Genomic DNA, 18,313 nt, shown 5'->3' with positions numbered 1-18,313 from the left:
CCTCTAGCGTTTGTCGCATGAGTGAGCCCGCACGGTTGCTGGTGGTGGACGACGAGCCCGCGTTGCGCGAGGCGCTGCAGTCGAGCCTGGAGTTCGAGGGCTACAAGGTCGTCACGGCCAACGACGGGCAGGCGGCGCTGGACGCGGTCGCGGCCGACACCTACGACGCCGTGCTGCTCGACGTCATGATGCCCCGGCTCGACGGGCTGACCGCGTGCCGGCGCCTGCGCGCCTCGGGCAACCACATCCCGGTCCTCATGCTCACCGCCCGCGACGCGGTGGGCGACCGGGTCTCGGGGCTCGACGCGGGGGCCGACGACTACCTCGTCAAGCCGTTCGAGCTGGACGAGCTGCTGGCCCGCGTCCGCGCGCTGCTGCGGCGGGGCGCGCTGAGCTCGAGCCCCGCCGAGGGCGCCGACACGCTCACGTACGGCGACCTGCGCATGGACCTGGCGACCAGGGAGGTCACGCGCGCCGACCGCCGGCTGGACCTGACGCGGACCGAGTACCTGCTGATGGAGCTGTTCCTGGCGCACCCGCGTCAGGTGCTCACGAGGGACCAGATCCTCAGCGAGGTGTGGGGGTTCGACTTCGAGCCGACGTCCAACTCGCTCGACGTGTACGTCATGTACCTGCGGCGCAAGACCGAGGCCGGGGGGCAGCCCCGCGTGATCCACACGGTGCGCGGGGTGGGGTACGTCCTACGGGCCACGCCGTGATCTGGCGCAGCCTCCGCACCCGCCTCACACTCCTGGTCGCGGTCGCCGTCGCCCTGGCGGTGGCGGTCAGCGCGGGTGCGTGCTTCATGATCGTCCGGCACCAGCTGTACGAGCAGGTGGACCGGCAGCTCGGCAACCCGCCTGGCAAGAGTCCACGCGGGCAGCTGGAGTGGCTCCAGCGCGAGTGCGGCCCGGTCCCGAACCCCCAGGACCATTACGGCCCGCCGGGCACCACCCAGCTCATCTTCGCCGACGACCGTCCTCCGTGCTACACGAGCGCCGCTCTCGTGGTCACCGAGGAGGACAAAGGGGTGGCCGCCAGCCCGGGGGCGAAGCACTGGCACAACGGGGTTACCGACGACGGCACGGAGATGCGCATCCTCACCGAGAACGTGGGGCCGGGCATGGCTGTGATGGATGCCGTCCCACTCGGTCAGCTGCGCAACACGCTGAAGATGGTGGCGTTGCTTCTTGGCGCGGTGGCCGCGCTGGGCGTGCTGGCCGCGGCGACCGCCGGCTTGCTCATCGCCCGGGCCGCGTTGCGTCCCGTGGGTCGCCTGACCAAAGCGGTCGAGCACATCGCGCAGACCGAGGACCTCGACACTCACATCCCCGTCGAAGGCAACGACGAGATCGCCCGCCTCTCATCCTCCTTCAACGCCATGACCACCGCCCTGGCCGGCTCCCGCGAGCGTCAGAAGCAGCTCGTCGCCGACGCCGGCCACGAGCTGCGCACCCCCCTGACCACCCTGCGCACCAACATCGACCTCCTCCTCCGCAGCGAGCAGACGGGCCGCAGCCTCGACCCCGAGGCCAAGAAACGCCTGCTCACCAACGTCAAGGCCCAGTTCGCCGAGCTGTCCACGCTCGTCGCCGACCTCCTCCAGCTGGCCAGGGGCGACACCGAGCACGAGCCGCACGTCGAGCTGCCCTTCCACGAGGTCGTGACGGCGGCCGTCGAGCGGGCCAGGCTGCGCGGCGCCGAGGTGGTCAGCGACCTCAGGCCCTGGTACGTCGTCGGCAGCGCCACCTCCCTCGAACGCGCCGTGCTCAACCTCATCGACAACGCCGCAAAGTTCAGTCCCGGCGGCCAGGTCGAGGTGTCCTTGTCGCACGGCCGGCTGTCCGTGCGGGACCACGGCCCAGGGCTGCCGGAGGAGGAGCTGCCGCACGTCTTCGAGCGCTTCTGGCGCTCCCCGTCCGCCCGTGGCCTGCCCGGATCCGGGCTGGGCCTGGCGATCGTGGCGCAGGCCGTCGCGGAGGCCGGGGGAGAGGTACGTCTGGCGAACGCGCCCGGTGGTGGAGCGATCGCGACAATGGACCTTCCCGGAACTCTCATGCGTAACTCAGAATCGGATAAGTCCCGTTAAAGACCCGACCCGTGAGCTGGCTGCATGGAGATAACAGCAGTAAGGACGCGCCTGGTCGAGGTGGTCGTCCCGGTCTACAACGAGCAGCGGGCGCTCCGCGAGAGCATCACCCGGCTGCAGACGTACCTCACCGGGAACTTCCCCTACGGCTTCCGCATCACGATCGCCGACAACGCCAGCACCGACAACACCTGGCAGATCGCCACGGAGCTCTCCCAGGAGCTCCCGCACGTGCGGGCCGTGCACCTCGACGAGAAGGGCCGCGGCCGGGCGCTGCGGCTGGTCTGGTCGCAGAGCGAGGCCGACGTCGTCAGCTACATGGACGTGGACCTCTCCACCGACCTCGACGCGTTCCTCCCGCTGGTCGCGCCGCTCCTGTCCGGCCACAGCGACCTGGCCATCGGCACCCGCCTGGCCAGGGCATCGCGGGTCGAGCGGGGGCCGAAGCGCGAGTTCATCTCCCGCTCGTACAACCTGCTGCTGCGCTCGGTGATGGGGGCCGGGTTCTCGGACGCGCAGTGCGGGTTCAAGGCCGTCCGTACGGAGATCGCGCAGGCGCTGCTGCCCGGCGTCGAGGACGAGCAGTGGTTCTTCGACACCGAGCTGCTGCTGCTCGCCGAACGGCACGGGCTGCGCATCCACGAGGTGCCCGTGGACTGGGTGGACGATCCGGACAGCCGGGTCGACATCATCCAGACTGCGCTCGACGACCTGCGCGGCCTGGCCAGGGTCGCGCGTAAGACGCTGTCGGGGGCGGCCCGCATCCCGGTGCCGGCCCGGGTCCAGCGGGCCGAGCTGCCGAAGGGGATGGCCAAGCAGCTGCCCAGGTTCGCGATCGTCGGCGTGGTGAGCACGCTGGCGTACCTGGCGCTGTTCTCGCTGCTGCGGCAGATCGTCTCCCCGCTGGCCGCCAACGCGGTCGCGCTGCTGGTCACGGCCGTGGCCAACACCGCCGCGAACCGCCGTTTCACGTTCGGCGTCAAGGGCTCGGTCGGGGCGATGCGGCACCAGTTCGAGGGCCTGATCGCGTTCTTCGTCGGGCTGGCGCTCACCTCGGGCAGCCTCGCGCTGCTGCCCGCCGGCGTCTCGCACGGGGTGGAGCTGGTCGCGGTCATCATCGCCAACGCGGCGGCCACGCTCGTCCGCTTCCTGCTGCTGCGCGTGTGGGTCTTCAACCCCAGGCGGAGGACGGCACGATGACCGCCACCGCCATGCGGCCCGGGCACCGGGCCGCCACGAGCCGCAGCCTGCCCGCACGCGTCCTGCTGGGCGCCGAGGAGGACCCGCGCTGGTCGCGGCCCGCCATGTGGGCGGTGCTCGCCGTCGCGTTCGTCCTGTACGCGTGGGGGCTGAGCGGCAACGCCAACGAGTACTACGCCGCCGCCGTCCTGTCCGGCACGCAGAGCTGGAAGGCGTTCTTCTTCGGCGCGCTCGACGCCGGGTCGTTCATCACCGTGGACAAGCCGCCGCTGGCGCTGTGGGTGATGGGGCTGTCCGCGCGGATCTTCGGCTACGGCACGTGGAGCATGCTGCTCCCGCAGGCCCTGGCCGGGGTGGCCGCCGTCGGCCTCGTCTACTCGGCCGTGCGCCGCGCCTGCTCCGGGAGGACGTACGCCGACGCGGCGGCCCTGGTCGCGGCCGTGGTCATGACGCTCACTCCGATCACCGTGGCGATCAACCGGGACAACAACCCCGACACGATCCTCGTGCTGCTGCTCGTGCTGGCGGCCTGGTTCTGCCTGGAGTCGCTGCGTACCGGGCGCCTGCGGTCGCTGCTGGTGTGCGCGCTCTTCGTGGGGCTGGCCTTCAACGCGAAGATGCTCCAGGCGTATCTGGTGGTGCCGGCCTTCGCGCTGGCGTACCTGCTGTGCGCCCGCGTGCCGTGGCTCAGGCGGGTGGGGCACCTGCTGGCGGCCGGCCTGGTCATGCTGGTGTCGAGCGCCTGGTGGATGGTGATCGTCGACCTCTGGCCCAGCGACTCGCGCCCGTACGTCGGCGGCTCCACGGACAACTCCGTCTGGGACCTGGTGATCGGCTACAACGGGCTCGGCCGGATCTTCGGCCAGGGCGGCGGCCCCGGCGGCGGACCCGGTGGTGGCGGTGGTGGTGGCGGCTTCGGCGGGGAGTCCGGGGCCGGGCGGCTGTTCAACGACATCCTGGCGGGGCAGATCTCCTGGCTGCTGCCGTTCTGCGTGGTGGCGCTGGCGTTCGCCGCGGTCATGCGGGTGCGCCGGATCGAGGGCCCGTCCGGGGCGGCGTGGCTGGTGTGGGGCGGCTGGCTGGTCGTCCACTACGTCGTGTTCAGCTTCTCCAGCGGCACCTTCCACCCGTACTACACGACCGCGATGGCGCCCGCCGTGGCCGCGCTGTGCGGACTGGGCGGGGTGGCCATGTGGCAGGAGTATCGCCGCTCGCGGACCTGGGCCTGGGCGCTGCCGCTGGCGGTGGCGCTGACGGGCGGCTGGTCGTTCGTGGTGCTGCGCCGCACGCCCGACTGGGCGCCGTGGCTGGCCTGGGTCGTGCTCGGGGCGACCTTGGCGGCCGTGGTGGTGCTGGTGCTGGCCAGGGTACGGGCGCAGGTGACGATCAGGATCGCCGCCCTCGCGCTGGCGGCCACGGTGGTCGCCGGGCTGGCCGGGCCCGCCGCGTACGCCGTCACGCCGCTGGGGTCGCAGGTGAACGGGACGAACCCGACCGCCGGCCCGAACGCGGGGCAGATGGGCTTCGGCCGGATGGGCGGCGGCGCGGGCGGCCAGTTCCGGGGCGGTCAGTTCCCGGGCGGCCAGTTCCCCGGCCGCGACTTCCCCGGCGGCCAGACACCCAACGGCCAGCTGCCCACCGGGCAGGACGCGGGCGACGGGACGGGGCGGACCGGCCGGGCGGGCTTCATGGGCGGCGGTCCCGGCGGCGGGATGAGCGACTCCATGGTCAAGTACCTCCTGGCGAACCAGGGCAAGGCCACCTGGCTGGTCGCGGTGAACAGCGCCATGCAGGCCTCGCCGACCATCCTGTCCACCGGCAGGCCCGTGCTCGCCATGGGCGGCTTCACCGGCAGCGACGCCGCCATGACCGTGGATCGCCTCAAAGAGCTCACCTCCTCCGGGCAACTCCGCTACGTTCTGTCGGGCGGCGACCGCGGCGGTCCGGGCCGGGGCAACACCGAGGTGACCACCTGGGTCCAGCAGAACTGCAAGGCCGTGGACGGCCAGGACGGCCTCTACGACTGCGCCGCGTAACGGGAAAGGGGCGCCTTGACGGTGCCCCTACCCATCAACCAGCACATTCTCGGGCCATCTGCCCATCAAGGCTCAAGTCGCCCAAGACAGGATGAAATATGGCCAACGATCCCGGCATCCCCGCGCGTCGCATTTCTCTCTCCCGCTCCGCTGCTGCCTAACCTGCGAAAAGTCGAGCACTTAACTAGGGGGAGACCATGACGATCAACATCGTCAAGCGCAGTGCCTGGAACGCCCGCCCGCCGGCAGACCCGGACGCCGTCGTCAAGGTCCCGTGGTCGAAGCGCAGGGAGTTCGTCGTCCACTACACCGAGGGACCGACGACGCAGACGCCGCGGCAGATCCAGGACTTCCACATGGACGAGCGGAGGTGGAACGACATCGGCTACAACTTCCTCGTGCGGGACGACGGCACCGTGTACGAGGGCCGCGGCTGGGACGTGCAGGGGGCCCACGCCACGGATCACAACGTCCGCGGCATCGGATGCGCCTACATCGGCCTGAACAACCCGACCGACGCCGTGAAGATGGCGCTCCGGGCCCTGTACGACGAGGCCTGCGCCAAGGCCGGCCGTACGCTGGACAAGCGCGGCCACGGCGATGTGGGCGACACCGACTGCCCCGGCACGAAGCTGCTGGCCTGGGTGCATTCCGGCATGCAGGTCCCCGCCGCGGCGGGCGTCAATCTGCCGTCGGACGACGACCGGCTCGCCTGACGCGGCGGGACGGCACCTCAGGCCGTGACGCCGGACCGGCGCCACGGCGCGAACGCGTTCCCCACGCGGTGCAGGGCCGGGCGCAGCTCCGGATGGTGGCGCAGGATCACTGAGGCCATGCTGCTGTTCGCGATCCAGTCCAGCCCTGCCCTCGTGTAGACGCGCTCGGCGTAGTCAGGGGTGAAGAACCTGTCGCTGTTGAGCCTCCGCGAGGCCATGAGAATGAAGACCCGGAAGGCCGTGTCGCTGAAGGCGAACCCTTCCGGGCGCTTCTCGGCGAACATGCCCACGACCAGGTCGACGTCCTCCAGCCGGTCCGCGTACACCTCGCGCAGCTCCTCCGCCAGCGCCGGGTCGTCCGTGAGCGTGTCGAACCCGCTCGCCGGCGGCAGGTTGAGCAGCCTGCGGAACTCGTTGTAGCGGGGCACGCCCAGCTCCCGGCAGCGGATCAGGTCCGTGGCCGCCAGGTCCACCAGCTTGCCGTCGGGACGTTCGAACTCCTGCAGCAGGCGCGGGAAGTTGTGCAGGACGATCGCGCCCGGGTGCTCGGTCCCGAAGGAGTACAGCAGGTCGGCGGCGGAGATGGCCGAGGCGACCCGCAGCGCCGCGGGGCCGGACAGCTCGCGCAGCGTGGTGTCGCGGATCCGGGAGTCGTCGCGCAGGTGGCGCAGGCTGTAGTCGTCGGGGATCAGCGGGTGCATCCGGTAGACGGCCGCGAACTCCTCGGTGATGCTGAACGGCACCCCGAAGTGGTCGGTGCACGAACCCGGGATGCCGCTGATCGTCTCGCTCCGGCTGATCCTGCCCAGCGCTTTGTTGATCGGCTCGGAGGCCAGGCCCCACCAGTTGGCCCGCAGGCCGGTCACCGCCGTGGGGTGGCTGATGACCGCGGGTGTCCACTCCACGGTGTGGATCTTGGCGACGAGCGCGGCGTTGATCAGCCTGGCGCGCTCGAACAGCTCGTCGTCGCCCCAGGCCGGATACTCGGCGTGCAGCCGTTCGCAGATGGCGTTGTGCTCGTGCTCGAACAGCCCCTGCATCATCACCAGGCCGAGCCAGAAGCCCGGTTCGCGGGTCGGGTCGGCCTTGCCGCCCGCCATCGCCCGGGTCCCGGACGGGCGATGGCGGATCCTCCCCCGGGTTCCGGTGCGCAGGGCGCGCTGCTCCTCGTCGCTCAGGCCGTAGACCAGCGACAGGTCCCACCAGTGGGTGAGCGTGTTCAGCGAGGTCGCGGGGCCCTCGTAGCCGGGCGGGCGGGTCGGGTCGGGAGGGACCCGCGGGATCGTCAGCAGGGGTTCGGGCCAGTCGTCGCCCGGCTCCAGCGGGATGGTCCACGGGTCCTCCGACGGGCTGATCCCGTGGCTGAACCAGTCCCTGATCATGAACTGCAGCCAGGTCGCGGCCAGGACGTTGAGGGAGCGCGCGGGCTGGAACTCGGTCCGCGTCATGAGCCGCCGGCTGATCGTGCGCGGGTTCGGCGTCATGACCCGCTCGGGAGGCTCGGCGTACGCGTGGTCCAACGGGACGTTCCGCCCGAACCGGGTCCCGGCCATGCCCATGGCCGGATGGTCCACGTCGTTGTACGAGCCGTTGGCGGTCCGCCGTACGTCGTGGCCCTTCGGGTCCGGGACGGGGGGTGGCGGGCCGACGGAGGGCAGGCGGCCGGTGTCGTACAGGTTCTGTTTGCGCAGCCGGTTGCGGATGCCCACCAGGACCGCCAGGCCGAGCGGGGTGGGCAGCCGGTCCCAGCCGAAGCGGTGGTCGAGCGCCCGGGCCAGCGCGTCGTAGGCGGTCCAGAACCATGAGCGGCGATAGCCCGCCCCGGCGACCGGCGGTTCCCGCCCGGCGGGCGGCCGGACGCGTTCGGGCGCTTCGGCGCGCTCGGGCGCGGGCGCGGTGGCGTGGGCGGAGGCGGCGGTGAGGCGCGCGGCGATACGGAGTCGGTGCTTCATCGGATCTCCCCGTGGGCGGTCGGCTGCGGGTTTTCTGTGAGCGGTCGGCTACGGCATCGGCGCCGCATACTCGCGCGGCCGGGGCAGGCCCAGGAGGCGGTCCGTCGCCGCGCGGTCGGGAGGCGGCAGCCGGTCCTGCCCGAGCCCCAGTCCGACCACGGACTCCAAGCCCTCCCGGGGCGGCGGGGGCGGCGTGGCCGACGTGCGGAACCAGCTCTCCACGTGGTCGTGGAGCACCCCGCGCACGGAGGGGATGAAGGCGGTCAGGAACGGCCGGTCGCGGATATCGAGCCGCTTCAGCCAGTCCGCCCGCTCGTGGTCGCCGAGCAGGAGCCGGCTCTCCGGGCCGCCGCCCCACGACAGGCCCATCCGGCCGCAGAGCGTGACGGACGACTTCCAGAGCATCCCGCGGAAGGAGGCGTAGCCGATGCCGGTGAACCGCATCGGCAGCCACGCCCGCGGCGGGCGCGGCACGTCCACGCGCATGACCAGTCGCCCGTCGAGGTCGTACTGGCTGCTGACCGTGGACCCGTCGGCGACGAAGTCGAGCGAGGCGCGCCGCTTGGGCATGCCCCAGATGCCGCGGCCGCCCTTGACGGAGATCTCGGTGCTCACCGGCATGTCACCGATGTGGACGCCGGTGCCGAAGGCCGAGCGGAACAGCAGCGGGAGCAGCGGCGGGGCGGGCCGGTCGCCCGGCGTGCACAGGATCCCGGTGCAGAACTCCACGTACGTGCCGATCGGGGTGTCCTGGTAGTCCACGACCGCGATCAGCAGCACTCCCTCGCCGCGGATCCGGTACGGGCTCAGCTCCTCCGGCAGCGCCTCACGCGCGCCGCGCGGGTCGATCGGGTAGGCGGCGATGAACGCCGGGCTGCTCCGCGTCCCCACCGGCATCCGGAACGGGATGCCGTCCACGTTGGCGAATCGGCCGGCGACTCTGCCGGCTGGGCGCCGGCGTCGTGCGGTGAAGGTCATCGGTCCCCCCTGTGCCGGGCCGGCGTGCCGGCCAGCTCCTCGATGATCAGCGGAAAGACGTCGCGGTGGGCGCGCTCGCCGAAGAACACGTCCAGATGGCTGTATCCGCAGAGAAGGTGCAAGGAGTGGTGGGGGGCGAAGCGGGAGAAGAAGTCGTAGGACCGGCGCTGGCTCTCCGGGAGGAAGCAGCGGTTCAGCTCGCCCGCCAGGAAGACGATCCGGGCGTCGGTACGCGGTTCCTGCGCCGTGTAGTCGTCCGGCAGGCCGTCGATGTGCTCGTAGCTGACCAGATGGCCGCTGCGTACGCATTTGTCCATCTGCCGGAAGAAGGTCAGCGGCACCGGGCCGAACTCGTGCGGGATCCAGAGGTCGTGCGTGGCCGCGCCGAGGTTCTCGTGCCGCCACAACGCGGGGCAGCCGCTGCCGTACGTGAAGCTGACCAGCTTGCACACCGTGCTCCCGCACTCGGCGTGGGCGGCCTTGACCAGCTGGGTGATCAGCGCGGCCGCGCCCGGCGGCGGGTGGTCGCCCCAGGACGGGTCGAGGTAGGGCAGGAACCTGCGCGTGACCGGCACCGCGTACCGGAGCTTGGCCCGCGACCAGCGCGGCACGACCGGGTGCAGGGACACCGCGTTCGTGATGATCGTGTCGACCTGGGGCACCAGGCCCGCGCACGCGGACATCATGAACGAGGTCGAGCCCTGGCAGTGGATGATCGCCTTGATCCGGTCGGCCCCGGTCTCCTCGACGACCTTGCGCACCGCGGCCGGGTGGTCGTATCCCGCCGCCTGGTCGAGGGTCCACGGGTTGGGCGGCAGGTCGATGCTGGCCCGCCAGTCCTCCAGCCAGACGTCGTAGCCCTGCGAGACGAGCATGTCGACGACGCTGGCAGGCACCGGCGCACGGAACACCTTGGACCGGACCCCCGCGCCGTGCACGAGGAGGACCGGGGGCTTGGCCGGCGGGGCGTGCCCGCGCACGTTGACGAGGCGCAGGTTCTTGCCGTCTCCGGCGGTGAAGGGTACGACGCGTTCGTGTGTAGCGGGTCGTCCATGCATACCGATCGCCACGATCTCGGGCCGCTGCCGGCCCCGGGCCGGCAGACCTGGTCTGGACTCCTGGACTTCCTGGTTCCGGTGCTCAGCTCACCGATCGGTTACTCTTACATTCTACATCTCCCCGACTTTTCGGACCTGTCCGGACGAGGGAGAGACAATGCGCCATAACGGTTCTGACCAGGCAAGACGTCCTGCCCGCGAGCACGCCGACGTCGTCGTGGTGGGCTCGGGGTTCGGCGGCGCCGTGGCGGCCTACCGGTTCGCGGAAGCGGGGCTGCGGGTGGTCGTGCTGGAGCGCGGCCGGTCGTACCCGCCGGGGTCGTTCCCGCGCGCGCCCGCCGCGATGGCGCGCAACCTGTGGGATCCGAGCGAGGGCCTGTACGGCCTGTTCGACCTGTGGAGCTTCCGCGGGCTCGGCGCGGCCGTCTCCAGCGGGCTCGGCGGCGGTTCCCTCATCTACGCCAATGTGCTGCTGCGCAAGCCGGAGCGGTGGTTCGTGAAGGAGAGCCCGCTACCCGGCGGCGGCTACGAGCACTGGCCCGTCACGCGGGCCGACCTCGACCCGCACTACGACGCCGTGGAGCGGATGCTCCAGCCCCAGCGCTACCCCCTCGGCCAGCCGCCGTACGACACCACGGCCAAGACCCTCGCCATGCGCGAGGCGGCCGGGCGGCTGGGGCTGGAGTGGGAGCTGCCGCCGCTGGCCGTCGCCTTCGCCCCGGAGCCCGGCGGCCATCCCGCTCCCGGGCTGCCCATTCCGGACCCGGAGTACGGCAACCTGCACGGCCTGCCGCGTACGACGTGCCGGCTGCGCGGCGAGTGCGACCTCGGCTGCAACGACGGCGCCAAGAACTCCCTCGACCACACGTACCTGTCGGCGGCCCGGCACGCCAGCGCCGACCTGCGCACCCTGCACGAGGTACGGTGGCTCGCCCCCGCTCCCGGCGGCGGCTACGCCGTGAGCTACGTGGTGCACGAACCGCGCGAGGACCGGCGGCGGGTCAACACCCGGCGGCTGCCCCAGCGCACGATCACCTGTGACCGGCTCGTCCTGGCCGCGGGCACGCTCGGGACGACGTACCTGCTGCTGACCTGCGCTTCGGAGTTCCCCGGCCTGAGCCCCATGCTCGGAGCCCGCTTCAGCGGCAACGGCGACCTCCTCACGCTGGTCACGGACGCCCGCGACGGCGCGGGCCGCCACCGCTCGCTGGAGGGCAGCCGCGGACCCGTGATCACCAGCGCCATCCGGGTGCCGGACGCGGCCGACTCGGGGCACGGGGGCCGCCGGGGCTTCCTGGTCGAGGACGCGGGCTACCCGCCCTTCGCCGAGTGGCTGGGGGAGTTCGCCGGGGTGCGCGGCCAGGCCAGGAGGGCCGGCAGGTTCGTGCTGCGCAGGATCGGGGCCCTGCTGAGCCACTCGCCGAGCAGCCGGATCAACGCCGAACTGGCCGCGCTGCTCGGCGACGGGCACCTGTCCGACGGGTCGCTGGGCCTGCTCGGCATGGGCCGCGACGTCCCCGACGGCGTCATGCGCCTGCGCCGCGGCTACCTCGACGTCGACTGGACGACCGCCACGTCCATGCCGTACTTCACCACGATGCGCGGGGTCATGCGGGACATGGCCCGGGTCCTGCGGGCCGGCTACCGCGACAACCCCCTGTGGCTGGCCCGCAAGGTGATCACGGTGCACCCGCTCGGCGGCGCCCCAATGGGCCGCCACCCCGCGGAGGGCGTCGTGGACGAGTACGGCGAGGTGTTCGGGCATCCGGGCCTGTACGTCCTGGACGGGGCCTGCGTGCCCGGTCCGGTCGGCGTCAACCCCTCCCTGACCATCGCCGCGATCTCGGACCGGGCCTGCGAGCACGTCCTGGAGACCGCGCCCCGGACGGCGGCGCGGCGCGCCGGGGTCTCGTCCGGCCTGAGCTTCACCGAGGAGATGCGCGGCCACGTCATGCCCGGCTCCGCCGACCCGGAGGAGGGCGAGCGGCTGGGACGCGCGAACGGGCACCCGCTGGCGGTCCACCTGACCATCACCGCCGGCGACGTCGAGCGGTTCGTGGCCGACGCCGGGCACGAGGCGTCCGCCGCCGGGTGGGTGACCTGTCCCGTGCTCGGCGGCGGACGCCTGCGGGTGGAGGGCGGGTCGTTCAACCTGTTCGTGGCGGGAGAGGACCCGGCCCGGCGGCGGATGCTCTACCGCCTGCACTTCACCGGCGACGGGGACGCTCCGCTGACGCTCACCGGGGTCAAGGACGTGCACGACGACCCCGGGGCCGACCTGTGGTCCGACACCTCCACCCTGTACGTCCGGATCCTGCGCGGGCACACCCGCCCGGCGGACGACGCGGAGGCCGAGGTGGTCGCCGCGGGGATCATCCGCATCCACCTGCCGGACTTCCTGCACCAGCTGACGACGTTCCGCACGTGGGGGCCCGACGGGGCCGCGGGGCTGGTGCGGTTCGGCCGGCTGTTCCTGGGCGAGTTGTGGGAGGCCTACCACGACCTCGCGGCGGGATCGCGGGTGCCCTGACGGCCGCGCGGCCTTGACAACGATGTCAATCGGCTTCTTGATGTTCTTATGGCCGTACCACTGATCGCCGCCCGCGGGATCATGAAGAGCTACGGCCACGTCGAGGCGCTGCGCGGCGCGGACTTCACCCTGCGGCCCGGCGAGGTGGTCGCCCTGATCGGCGACAACGGCGCGGGGAAGTCCACGCTCGCGAAGATCCTCTCGGGCGTCGAACGGCCGGACGCCGGGACGGTCGAGGTGGACGGCGAGCCGGTGGCGTTCGGCTCAGCCGAGGAGGCCAGGGGCGCCGGGATCGAGACCGTCTACCAGGACCTCGCGCTCTGCGCCGACCTCAGCCCCGCGGCCAACTTCTTCCTCGGCAGGGAACTGCTCAGGCCCGGCCTCCTCGGCCTGCTCGGCGTACTGGACAACGCCGCCATGCGCCGGGCCACGCGCGAGGCGTGCGAACGGCTCGGCGTGCGGCTCGCGTCCCAGACCGCGCCGGTCTCCGGCCTGTCCGGCGGGCAGCGGCAGGGCGTCGCGGTGGCCAGGGCGGTGACGTGGGCGCGGCGGGTGGTGTTCATGGACGAGCCCACGGCCGCGCTCGGGGTCGTGCAGACCCAGCGCGTGCTCGACCTCATTCGCGGCGTGCGCGACTCGGGTGTGTCCGTGGTGCTGATCAGCCACAACATGCAGGACGTGATGGCGGTGTCCGACCGGGTGGAGGTGCTGCGGCTCGGACGCCGGGTGGCCCGCTTCGAGACCGCGCGCGTCTCGATGGAGGAGCTGGTCGGGGCCATGACCGGCGCGATCGAAGCGCGGGAGGAAGCGCTGGACGGGGACGGCGAGCCGGACGGCCCTGGTCCCGACGGGCGGGAGGGCGGCCGATGAAGGGGGTGCGGCTGGGGGAGCTGCAGGTCGTGTGGATCGGCCTGGTGCTGGTCGCGCTGCTGGCGGCGTTCTCGATCCTGGCGCCCACCACGTTCCCCACCTCGTTCAACCTGCTCAACCTCGTCAGCGACGCGGCCATCCTGCTGCTGCTCGCCACCGGCATGACGTACGTGATCATCACGGCGGGGATCGACCTGTCGGTGGGCGGGGTGCTGGTGTTCTCGGCGGTGGCGGCCGCCGAGGTCATGGACGCCACCGGCTCGCTCGCGCTCGGCACCCTGGCCGCCCTCATGACGGGACTGGCGTGGGGCGTGCTGAACGGCGTGCTGATCGCCCTGGGCCGCATCCCCGCGCTGATCGTGACGCTCGGGACGCTGGGCATGTCGCTCGGCGGGGCCCTGCTGCTCACCGGCGGGGTCGATCTGCGCGCCCCCACGGACCTGAACCTCGGTCTCGGGCTGGCGCGCTGGCTGGGCGTACCGCTGATCGTGTGGATCTGCGCCGCCATCACGGCCGCGCTCGCGCTCATGCTCGCCTGGACCCGCTTCGGGCGGCACACGTACGCGATCGGGTCCAACGCCGAGGCCGCCCGGCGCGGCGGCGTGGCCGTGCGCCGGCACCTGATCAAGGTGTACGGCCTGGCGGGCCTGCTGGCCGGGCTGGCCGGGCACCTGTCGCTCGCCAAGTACGGCATCACCGGCGTGTCCGCCCACTCCACCGACAACCTGCAGGCCATCGCCGCCGTGGTGATCGGCGGCACCTCGTTGTTCGGCGGCGTGGGGACGGTGGCCGGGACGGTCATCGGGGTGTTCATCCCGGTCGTGCTGCAGAACGGCTTCCAGATCCTGGGCGTGCGGCCGTTCTGGCAGCAGGTGGTGGTGGGCGCCGTGCTCGTCGCCGCCGTCTACGTCGACCAGTGGAGGCGCAGGGCCCGGGACCAGTAGGAGGAGGCACCACGATGCGCAAGGCTGTGGCAGCTCTGGGAACGCTGCTGTTGACGATCGCCGCCTGCGGCGGGCAGGGCGGGCAGAGCGGAGGCGGCGGCGGCCAGGTCAGGGTGACGCTCGTGCAGGGGCTGGCGGGCGAGGAGTTCTACGAGACCATGGCCTGCGGGGCGAAGGCCAAGGCCAAGGAGCTGGGCGTGGCGCTGGACGTCCAGGGGCCGCAGAAGTTCGACCCGACGTTGCAGACGCCGATCGTCAACTCGGTGGTGGCGAGCAAGCCGGACGCCATGCTCATCGCGCCGACCGACGTCAAGGCCATGATCGCGCCGCTGACCCAGGCCAAGCAGCAGGGCATCAAGATCATCCTGGTGGACACGGTGGTCGAGGACCCGGGCATCGGCCTGTCCAGGATCAGCACCGACAACGTCAAGGGCGGGGCGGCGGCGGCCAAGGCGCTGGCGGAGCAGATCGGCGACAAGGGCAAGGCGCTGGTCATCTCCACGGACCCGGGCGTGAGCACCGTGGACGCCCGCATCAAGGGGTTCGAGGAGGAGATCAAGGCTTCGCATCCCGGGATCGCGTTCCTGGGCGTGCAGTACTCGCACAACGACGTCGGTGAGGCCTCCAAGATCGTCAACGCCGCTCTGGCCAAGGACCCCGACCTGGCGGGGATCTTCGCCGCGAACCTCAACTCCGCCACCGGCGCCGGATCCGCCCTCCAGCAGGCGGGCAAGCTGGGTCAGGTCAAGATGGTGGGCTTCGACGCGGGGCCCGCGCAGGTGAAGCAGCTCAAGGACGGCGTCGTACAGGCGCTCATCGCGCAGCTGCCCGGGGACATCGGGGCCAAGGGGGTGGAGCAGGCGGTCGCGGCGGTCAAGGGGCAGCAGGTCACGCCGTCGATCCCGACGGACGCCACCATCGTCACCGCGAAGAACGTGGACCAGCCGGAGGTGCAGAAGATCCTCTACAAGGCCGGCTGCTGACCGGCCCGGACCGCCGCTTCGGCGCGCTCGCCGGCTCGGCGCCGTCCGCTGAGCCGCCGACCCGGCGGCGCCGCCCGCGACCGCGCACCCGGGAGACGGGCGGGCGGCATCGAGCGGCGTCCAAAGGGGCGCTGCGACCTCCTGCCCGCCTTCGCCCGCCCGGTCGGCGCGAGAGGCGTCCTGAGGCGCTGGGGCGTGGGTGTGGGCGGTGTGGGCCCGTGGTGGGACCCCTGCCGGAGGGCGCGTGCCGGGGCCGGTTGGTGGTGGCTGCGGGGCGCAGGGCCGAAATTCCGCGTCGGAGGCCGTAAGCCGTGTTTCGGGCTGAGCGCGGGAAGAGTCAGGCGGGGAGGGCGGCGAGGAGGAAGGCGAGGCGGGCGGCGGCGGACTCGACGTCTTCGGCGGTGCCCAGGCGGTAGCCCCACGAGGTGATGTACGCGCCCTCGTCCGAGCACGTCACCGTCTCCGTCAGCGTGGCCGAGAAGCGATTGCGGACCGACACGTAGGCCGGGTCGCTCGACAGGGCGAGGCTCTGGATGGTCAGGTCAGCGTGACGACCTGCGTGCCAGGCGAATCGCTCGAGGCAGAGCGCGGTATCAAGCATCATGCGTCACCTCCGCAACGTCTCGCGACAGAATTGCACGATCTTGGGTGGGGAGGCAAGCAATTGCTGCGGTTAATGTGATGTTTGTTTGCGGTAATCGTGAAGAATTCCGATGATGACCTCCCGCCCGGGTTCGTCGAACTCCGCCACCTTCGCATAGTCATCGAAGGCCCGGACGTAGAAGCCGATGTCATCGGGATCGCGAAGGATCAGGTCCTTCGTCATGGTTTCCACCCCGACCATGGCCTCGTTGTAGATCCAGAAGCCGTTGATCGGGCTCGACGGCAGCTCCGTGCTGAACGGGATCACGCCGAACTCGACGTTCGGCAGCGTGCTGACGGCGAGTAATCGGTCGAGCTGGCCGCGCATCACCTCGGGCGGGGCGAGGGAGGTACGCAGTGCCGCCTCCGTCACCACGAACCTGAACGTGCGCGTCCGGTCGTACAGGATCTCCTGGCGCTGCATGCGCACCCGCACCGCCGCGTCGATCTGGTCGGCCGCGCTGTAGAGGCGCTTGACCTTGCGGAAGACGTGCCTGGCGTACTCGGAGGTCTGCAGCAGGCCCACGATGATGCCGGGCTCGAACACGCGGAAGAGCTTCGTGCGCGCCTCCAGGTCGCGGATGTCCTCCTGGAGGGCGGCCAGGCCGCTGCGGTGGCGCTGCTTCCAGTCGTCGTGCCGTTCGAGCAGCGCGATGGCCTGCCTGATGAGCTCGTCGGTCGTGTCGGGCGAGGCGCGTACGGCCTGCGCCCACACGACCACGTCATCCTCCGTGGCGGTCTGCCGGGCGTTCTCCAGGCGGGAGACCTTGGACGGCTGCCAGCCCAGCCGCTGGGCCAGCTCCTTGCCCGACAGGTGCGCGGCTTCGCGCAGCTGTCGTAACTGGCCGCCAAGGTCGATGCGCGCCTGCTGAAACGACGTCACGCCGCAAGAGGCTAGCCCTGCTTGCGTGGATCATGCCAGTGTCACTCGCAATTGTGATCAAGCGGTGGCCGAGGGTGTTCCTCCGCTGGTCGGGAAAGCGGTTGCCGGGCCGTCGGGGAGGACCCGGCGGGCGATTTCGGTGATGAGCTCGCGCGGAACCTCGACCGCGGTCTCGCCGTCGAGCACGTCACGGAGGTCCGCGAGCGCCTCCGCGTCGGTGACTTGCAGACCTTGCACGACGATGGTGCCGCGATCGGTCTCGTACAGGGTGGGACAGGCGCCCGCCTCCGAGGTGGAGCCGAGGAACCGCATTCGCATGACGATCCTTCCCCGATAACCGGTGCAATTGCGCGCAATTGTACGACTCGGGGGGTTAAGAAGTGATCGTTTTTCCGGAAATCAGCCGAGAACGCCGTCCATAAACTGATGTGCCCGTTCGAACAGTTGCAGGGTAGTTTCGTGTAGTACGTCCCCTATGTCCTTTGGTGCCTTTCCCGCGAACGCCCGCGCGTGCGAGCCCTCCAGGACGATGCCGAGCTTGAAGCAGGCCATCACCGCGTACCAGCCGATGGCCGACAGGTCGCGCTCCGACAGCGCCGCGTAGTACTCGATGAGCTCGCGCGGCTCCGGCAGCCCGGGGACGTGGCCGTTGTTGCTGGACCAGGTGGCCAGCAGCCAGCCGAGGTCGAGCAGCGGGTCGCCGATCGTGCTCATCTCCCAGTCCACGATCGCGGCCACGCGGGGGCCGTCGCAGGCGAACATCAGGTTCGCGAAATGGTAGTCGCCGTGCATGATCCCCGGGGTGAACGTCCGGGGCAGGTTGCGCGCCAGCCAGTCGGCCGTCTCGGGCAGACCCGGAATGTCGGGGCCCGGATAGCCGTCCAGCTCGCCGTACGAGTCGAGCTCCTTGAGCCAGCGCGGCACCTGCCGCTCCAGGAACCCCTCCGGCCTGCCGAACCCCGGCAGCACCCCCGGATCGACCCGCCCCAGCTCGGCCAGCGCGGCCGCGGCCTCCAGCCCCATGCGGTGCCTGATCGCGGCGTCGGAGGCGTGCGGCTCCGGCAGGCCCGTCGAGGGGTTGAACCCGTCGACCGGCTCCATCAGGTAGAACACCGGCTCCCGCTCGGTCTGCGCGGCCACCAGCCTCGGCGCGGGCACGGGCGTGCCGCGCAGCGCCGTCAGCACCCGCGCCTCGCGGCGCAGCACCTCGTTGCTCCTGCTGCGGGCGTGCAGGGGAGGCCGGCGCAGGATGTACGGGCGGCCGTCGCGCTCGAAGCGGACCATGACGTTCTGCGTGCCGCCCAGGACCGGCGCGACGCCCGTGATCGGGCCGCCGGGCAGGCCCTGGGCGTCCATCCACGTGCCGAGCGCGGCGAGGTCGATGGCGCTGACGTCGATGTGGGTGGAGGTCATGATCGCCCTTCGGCAGAAT

General features: G+C 71.5%; 16 protein-coding genes. 9 read left to right on the top strand and 7 right to left on the bottom strand.

The features are described from left to right. Positions 1–17 precede the first annotated feature (17 nt). The 5 genes from AB0J87_RS14570 (at position 18) to AB0J87_RS14550 (ending at position 6,041) form a co-directional block, all read left to right on the top strand. Positions 18–719, top strand: coding sequence for a response regulator transcription factor (locus AB0J87_RS14570; protein WP_350722270.1), 702 nt, complete (start codon positions 18–20; stop codon positions 717–719). After that, positions 716–2,089 carry a HAMP domain-containing sensor histidine kinase gene (locus AB0J87_RS14565; RefSeq protein WP_355194896.1) on the top strand — a complete coding sequence of 458 codons (1,374 nt, stop codon included), beginning with the start codon at positions 716–718 and terminating at the stop codon, positions 2,087–2,089. Before AB0J87_RS14570 ends, AB0J87_RS14565 begins: the two co-directional genes overlap by 4 nt. A gap of 24 nt (positions 2,090–2,113) precedes the next feature. After that, complete coding sequence (locus AB0J87_RS14560) at positions 2,114–3,289, top strand: bifunctional glycosyltransferase family 2/GtrA family protein (protein ID WP_363965425.1); 1,176 nt, start codon at positions 2,114–2,116, stop codon at positions 3,287–3,289. Beyond that, positions 3,286–5,325, top strand: coding sequence for a glycosyltransferase family 39 protein (locus tag AB0J87_RS14555; protein ID WP_363965423.1), 2,040 nt, complete (start codon positions 3,286–3,288; stop codon positions 5,323–5,325). The genes AB0J87_RS14560 and AB0J87_RS14555 overlap by 4 nt, the downstream gene beginning before the upstream one ends. A 197-nt stretch (positions 5,326–5,522) precedes the next feature. Further along, on the top strand, positions 5,523–6,041 hold the full coding sequence (locus AB0J87_RS14550; protein WP_363965421.1) for an N-acetylmuramoyl-L-alanine amidase: 519 nt from the start codon (positions 5,523–5,525) through the stop codon (positions 6,039–6,041). A gap of 17 nt (positions 6,042–6,058) precedes the next feature. Here the strand turns inward: AB0J87_RS14550 and AB0J87_RS14545 are convergent, their stop codons facing one another. Genes AB0J87_RS14545 through AB0J87_RS14535 form a run of 3 tightly spaced genes read right to left on the bottom strand, consistent with a single transcriptional unit; the run spans position 6,059 to position 10,029 of the window. After that, positions 6,059–7,993, bottom strand: coding sequence for a peroxidase family protein (locus AB0J87_RS14545; protein ID WP_363965419.1), 1,935 nt, complete (start codon positions 7,991–7,993; stop codon positions 6,059–6,061). Between the two features lie 48 nt (positions 7,994–8,041). Further along, positions 8,042–8,971, bottom strand: coding sequence for an acetoacetate decarboxylase family protein (locus AB0J87_RS14540; protein WP_363965415.1), 930 nt, complete (start codon positions 8,969–8,971; stop codon positions 8,042–8,044). Then, complete coding sequence (locus AB0J87_RS14535; RefSeq protein WP_363965413.1) at positions 8,968–10,029, bottom strand: hypothetical protein; 1,062 nt, start codon at positions 10,027–10,029, stop codon at positions 8,968–8,970. The genes AB0J87_RS14540 and AB0J87_RS14535 overlap by 4 nt, the downstream gene beginning before the upstream one ends. 157 nt (positions 10,030–10,186) lie before the next feature. On the opposite strand from AB0J87_RS14535, the gene AB0J87_RS14530 reads away from it, so the two are divergent. From AB0J87_RS14530 to AB0J87_RS14515, 4 genes are read left to right on the top strand one after another with little or no spacing between them, the layout of a single operon-like run. Further along, positions 10,187–12,559, top strand: a complete 2,373-nt coding sequence (locus AB0J87_RS14530) for a GMC oxidoreductase (protein WP_363965411.1) — start codon at positions 10,187–10,189, stop codon at positions 12,557–12,559. A 48-nt stretch (positions 12,560–12,607) separates the two neighbouring features. Further along, entirely contained in the window at positions 12,608–13,429 is an 822-nt protein-coding gene (locus AB0J87_RS14525) for an ATP-binding cassette domain-containing protein (protein WP_363965409.1), read from the top strand. Then, on the top strand, positions 13,426–14,373 hold the full coding sequence (locus AB0J87_RS14520; RefSeq protein WP_363965407.1) for an ABC transporter permease: 948 nt from the start codon (positions 13,426–13,428) through the stop codon (positions 14,371–14,373). The genes AB0J87_RS14525 and AB0J87_RS14520 overlap by 4 nt, the downstream gene beginning before the upstream one ends. A gap of 14 nt (positions 14,374–14,387) precedes the next feature. Next, positions 14,388–15,356 carry an ABC transporter substrate-binding protein gene (locus AB0J87_RS14515; RefSeq protein WP_363965405.1) on the top strand — a complete coding sequence of 323 codons (969 nt, stop codon included), beginning with the start codon at positions 14,388–14,390 and terminating at the stop codon, positions 15,354–15,356. A 337-nt stretch (positions 15,357–15,693) separates the two neighbouring features. Here the strand turns inward: AB0J87_RS14515 and AB0J87_RS14510 are convergent, their stop codons facing one another. From AB0J87_RS14510 to AB0J87_RS14495, 4 genes are all read right to left on the bottom strand, one after another. After that, entirely contained in the window at positions 15,694–15,960 is a 267-nt protein-coding gene (locus AB0J87_RS14510; protein ID WP_192786285.1) for a hypothetical protein, read from the bottom strand. A 69-nt stretch (positions 15,961–16,029) separates the two neighbouring features. Then, a complete protein-coding gene (locus tag AB0J87_RS14505; RefSeq protein WP_363965403.1) occupies positions 16,030–16,881 on the bottom strand; it encodes a helix-turn-helix transcriptional regulator in 852 nt (283 codons plus the stop codon). A gap of 57 nt (positions 16,882–16,938) precedes the next feature. Beyond that, positions 16,939–17,193, bottom strand: coding sequence for a hypothetical protein (locus AB0J87_RS14500; RefSeq protein ID WP_355194919.1), 255 nt, complete (start codon positions 17,191–17,193; stop codon positions 16,939–16,941). 87 nt (positions 17,194–17,280) lie between these two features. Then, on the bottom strand, positions 17,281–18,294 hold the full coding sequence (locus AB0J87_RS14495) for a phosphotransferase family protein (protein ID WP_363965401.1): 1,014 nt from the start codon (positions 18,292–18,294) through the stop codon (positions 17,281–17,283). Positions 18,295–18,313 lie beyond the last annotated feature (19 nt).

The sequence above is a fragment of the Nonomuraea sp. NPDC049625 genome, assembly GCF_040675285.1.
Taxonomy (GTDB): Bacteria; Actinomycetota; Actinomycetes; order Streptosporangiales; family Streptosporangiaceae; genus Nonomuraea; species Nonomuraea angiospora_A.
Note: the sequence above shows the minus strand (reverse complement) of the source record. Positions and strands in the feature narration are given on the sequence as shown.

Excerpts from the sequence above, each read along its gene's own strand:
- AB0J87_RS14535 (WP_363965413.1), bottom strand. The coding sequence starts at position 10,029 with ATGCATGGACGACCCGCTACACACGAACGCGTCGTACCCTTCACCGCC.
- AB0J87_RS14555 (WP_363965423.1), top strand. The coding sequence starts at position 3,286 with ATGACCGCCACCGCCATGCGGCCCGGGCACCGGGCCGCCACGAGCCGC.
- AB0J87_RS14495 (WP_363965401.1), bottom strand. The coding sequence starts at position 18,294 with ATGACCTCCACCCACATCGACGTCAGCGCCATCGACCTCGCCGCGCTC.
- AB0J87_RS14515 (WP_363965405.1), top strand. The coding sequence starts at position 14,388 with ATGCGCAAGGCTGTGGCAGCTCTGGGAACGCTGCTGTTGACGATCGCC.
- AB0J87_RS14510 (WP_192786285.1), bottom strand. The coding sequence starts at position 15,960 with ATGATGCTTGATACCGCGCTCTGCCTCGAGCGATTCGCCTGGCACGCA.
- AB0J87_RS14570 (WP_350722270.1), top strand. The coding sequence starts at position 18 with ATGAGTGAGCCCGCACGGTTGCTGGTGGTGGACGACGAGCCCGCGTTG.
- AB0J87_RS14560 (WP_363965425.1), top strand. The coding sequence starts at position 2,114 with ATGGAGATAACAGCAGTAAGGACGCGCCTGGTCGAGGTGGTCGTCCCG.
- AB0J87_RS14540 (WP_363965415.1), bottom strand. The coding sequence starts at position 8,971 with ATGACCTTCACCGCACGACGCCGGCGCCCAGCCGGCAGAGTCGCCGGC.
- AB0J87_RS14500 (WP_355194919.1), bottom strand. The coding sequence starts at position 17,193 with ATGCGGTTCCTCGGCTCCACCTCGGAGGCGGGCGCCTGTCCCACCCTG.
- AB0J87_RS14520 (WP_363965407.1), top strand. The coding sequence starts at position 13,426 with ATGAAGGGGGTGCGGCTGGGGGAGCTGCAGGTCGTGTGGATCGGCCTG.
- AB0J87_RS14545 (WP_363965419.1), bottom strand. The coding sequence starts at position 7,993 with ATGAAGCACCGACTCCGTATCGCCGCGCGCCTCACCGCCGCCTCCGCC.
- AB0J87_RS14525 (WP_363965409.1), top strand. The coding sequence starts at position 12,608 with ATGGCCGTACCACTGATCGCCGCCCGCGGGATCATGAAGAGCTACGGC.
- AB0J87_RS14530 (WP_363965411.1), top strand. The coding sequence starts at position 10,187 with ATGCGCCATAACGGTTCTGACCAGGCAAGACGTCCTGCCCGCGAGCAC.
- AB0J87_RS14550 (WP_363965421.1), top strand. The coding sequence starts at position 5,523 with ATGACGATCAACATCGTCAAGCGCAGTGCCTGGAACGCCCGCCCGCCG.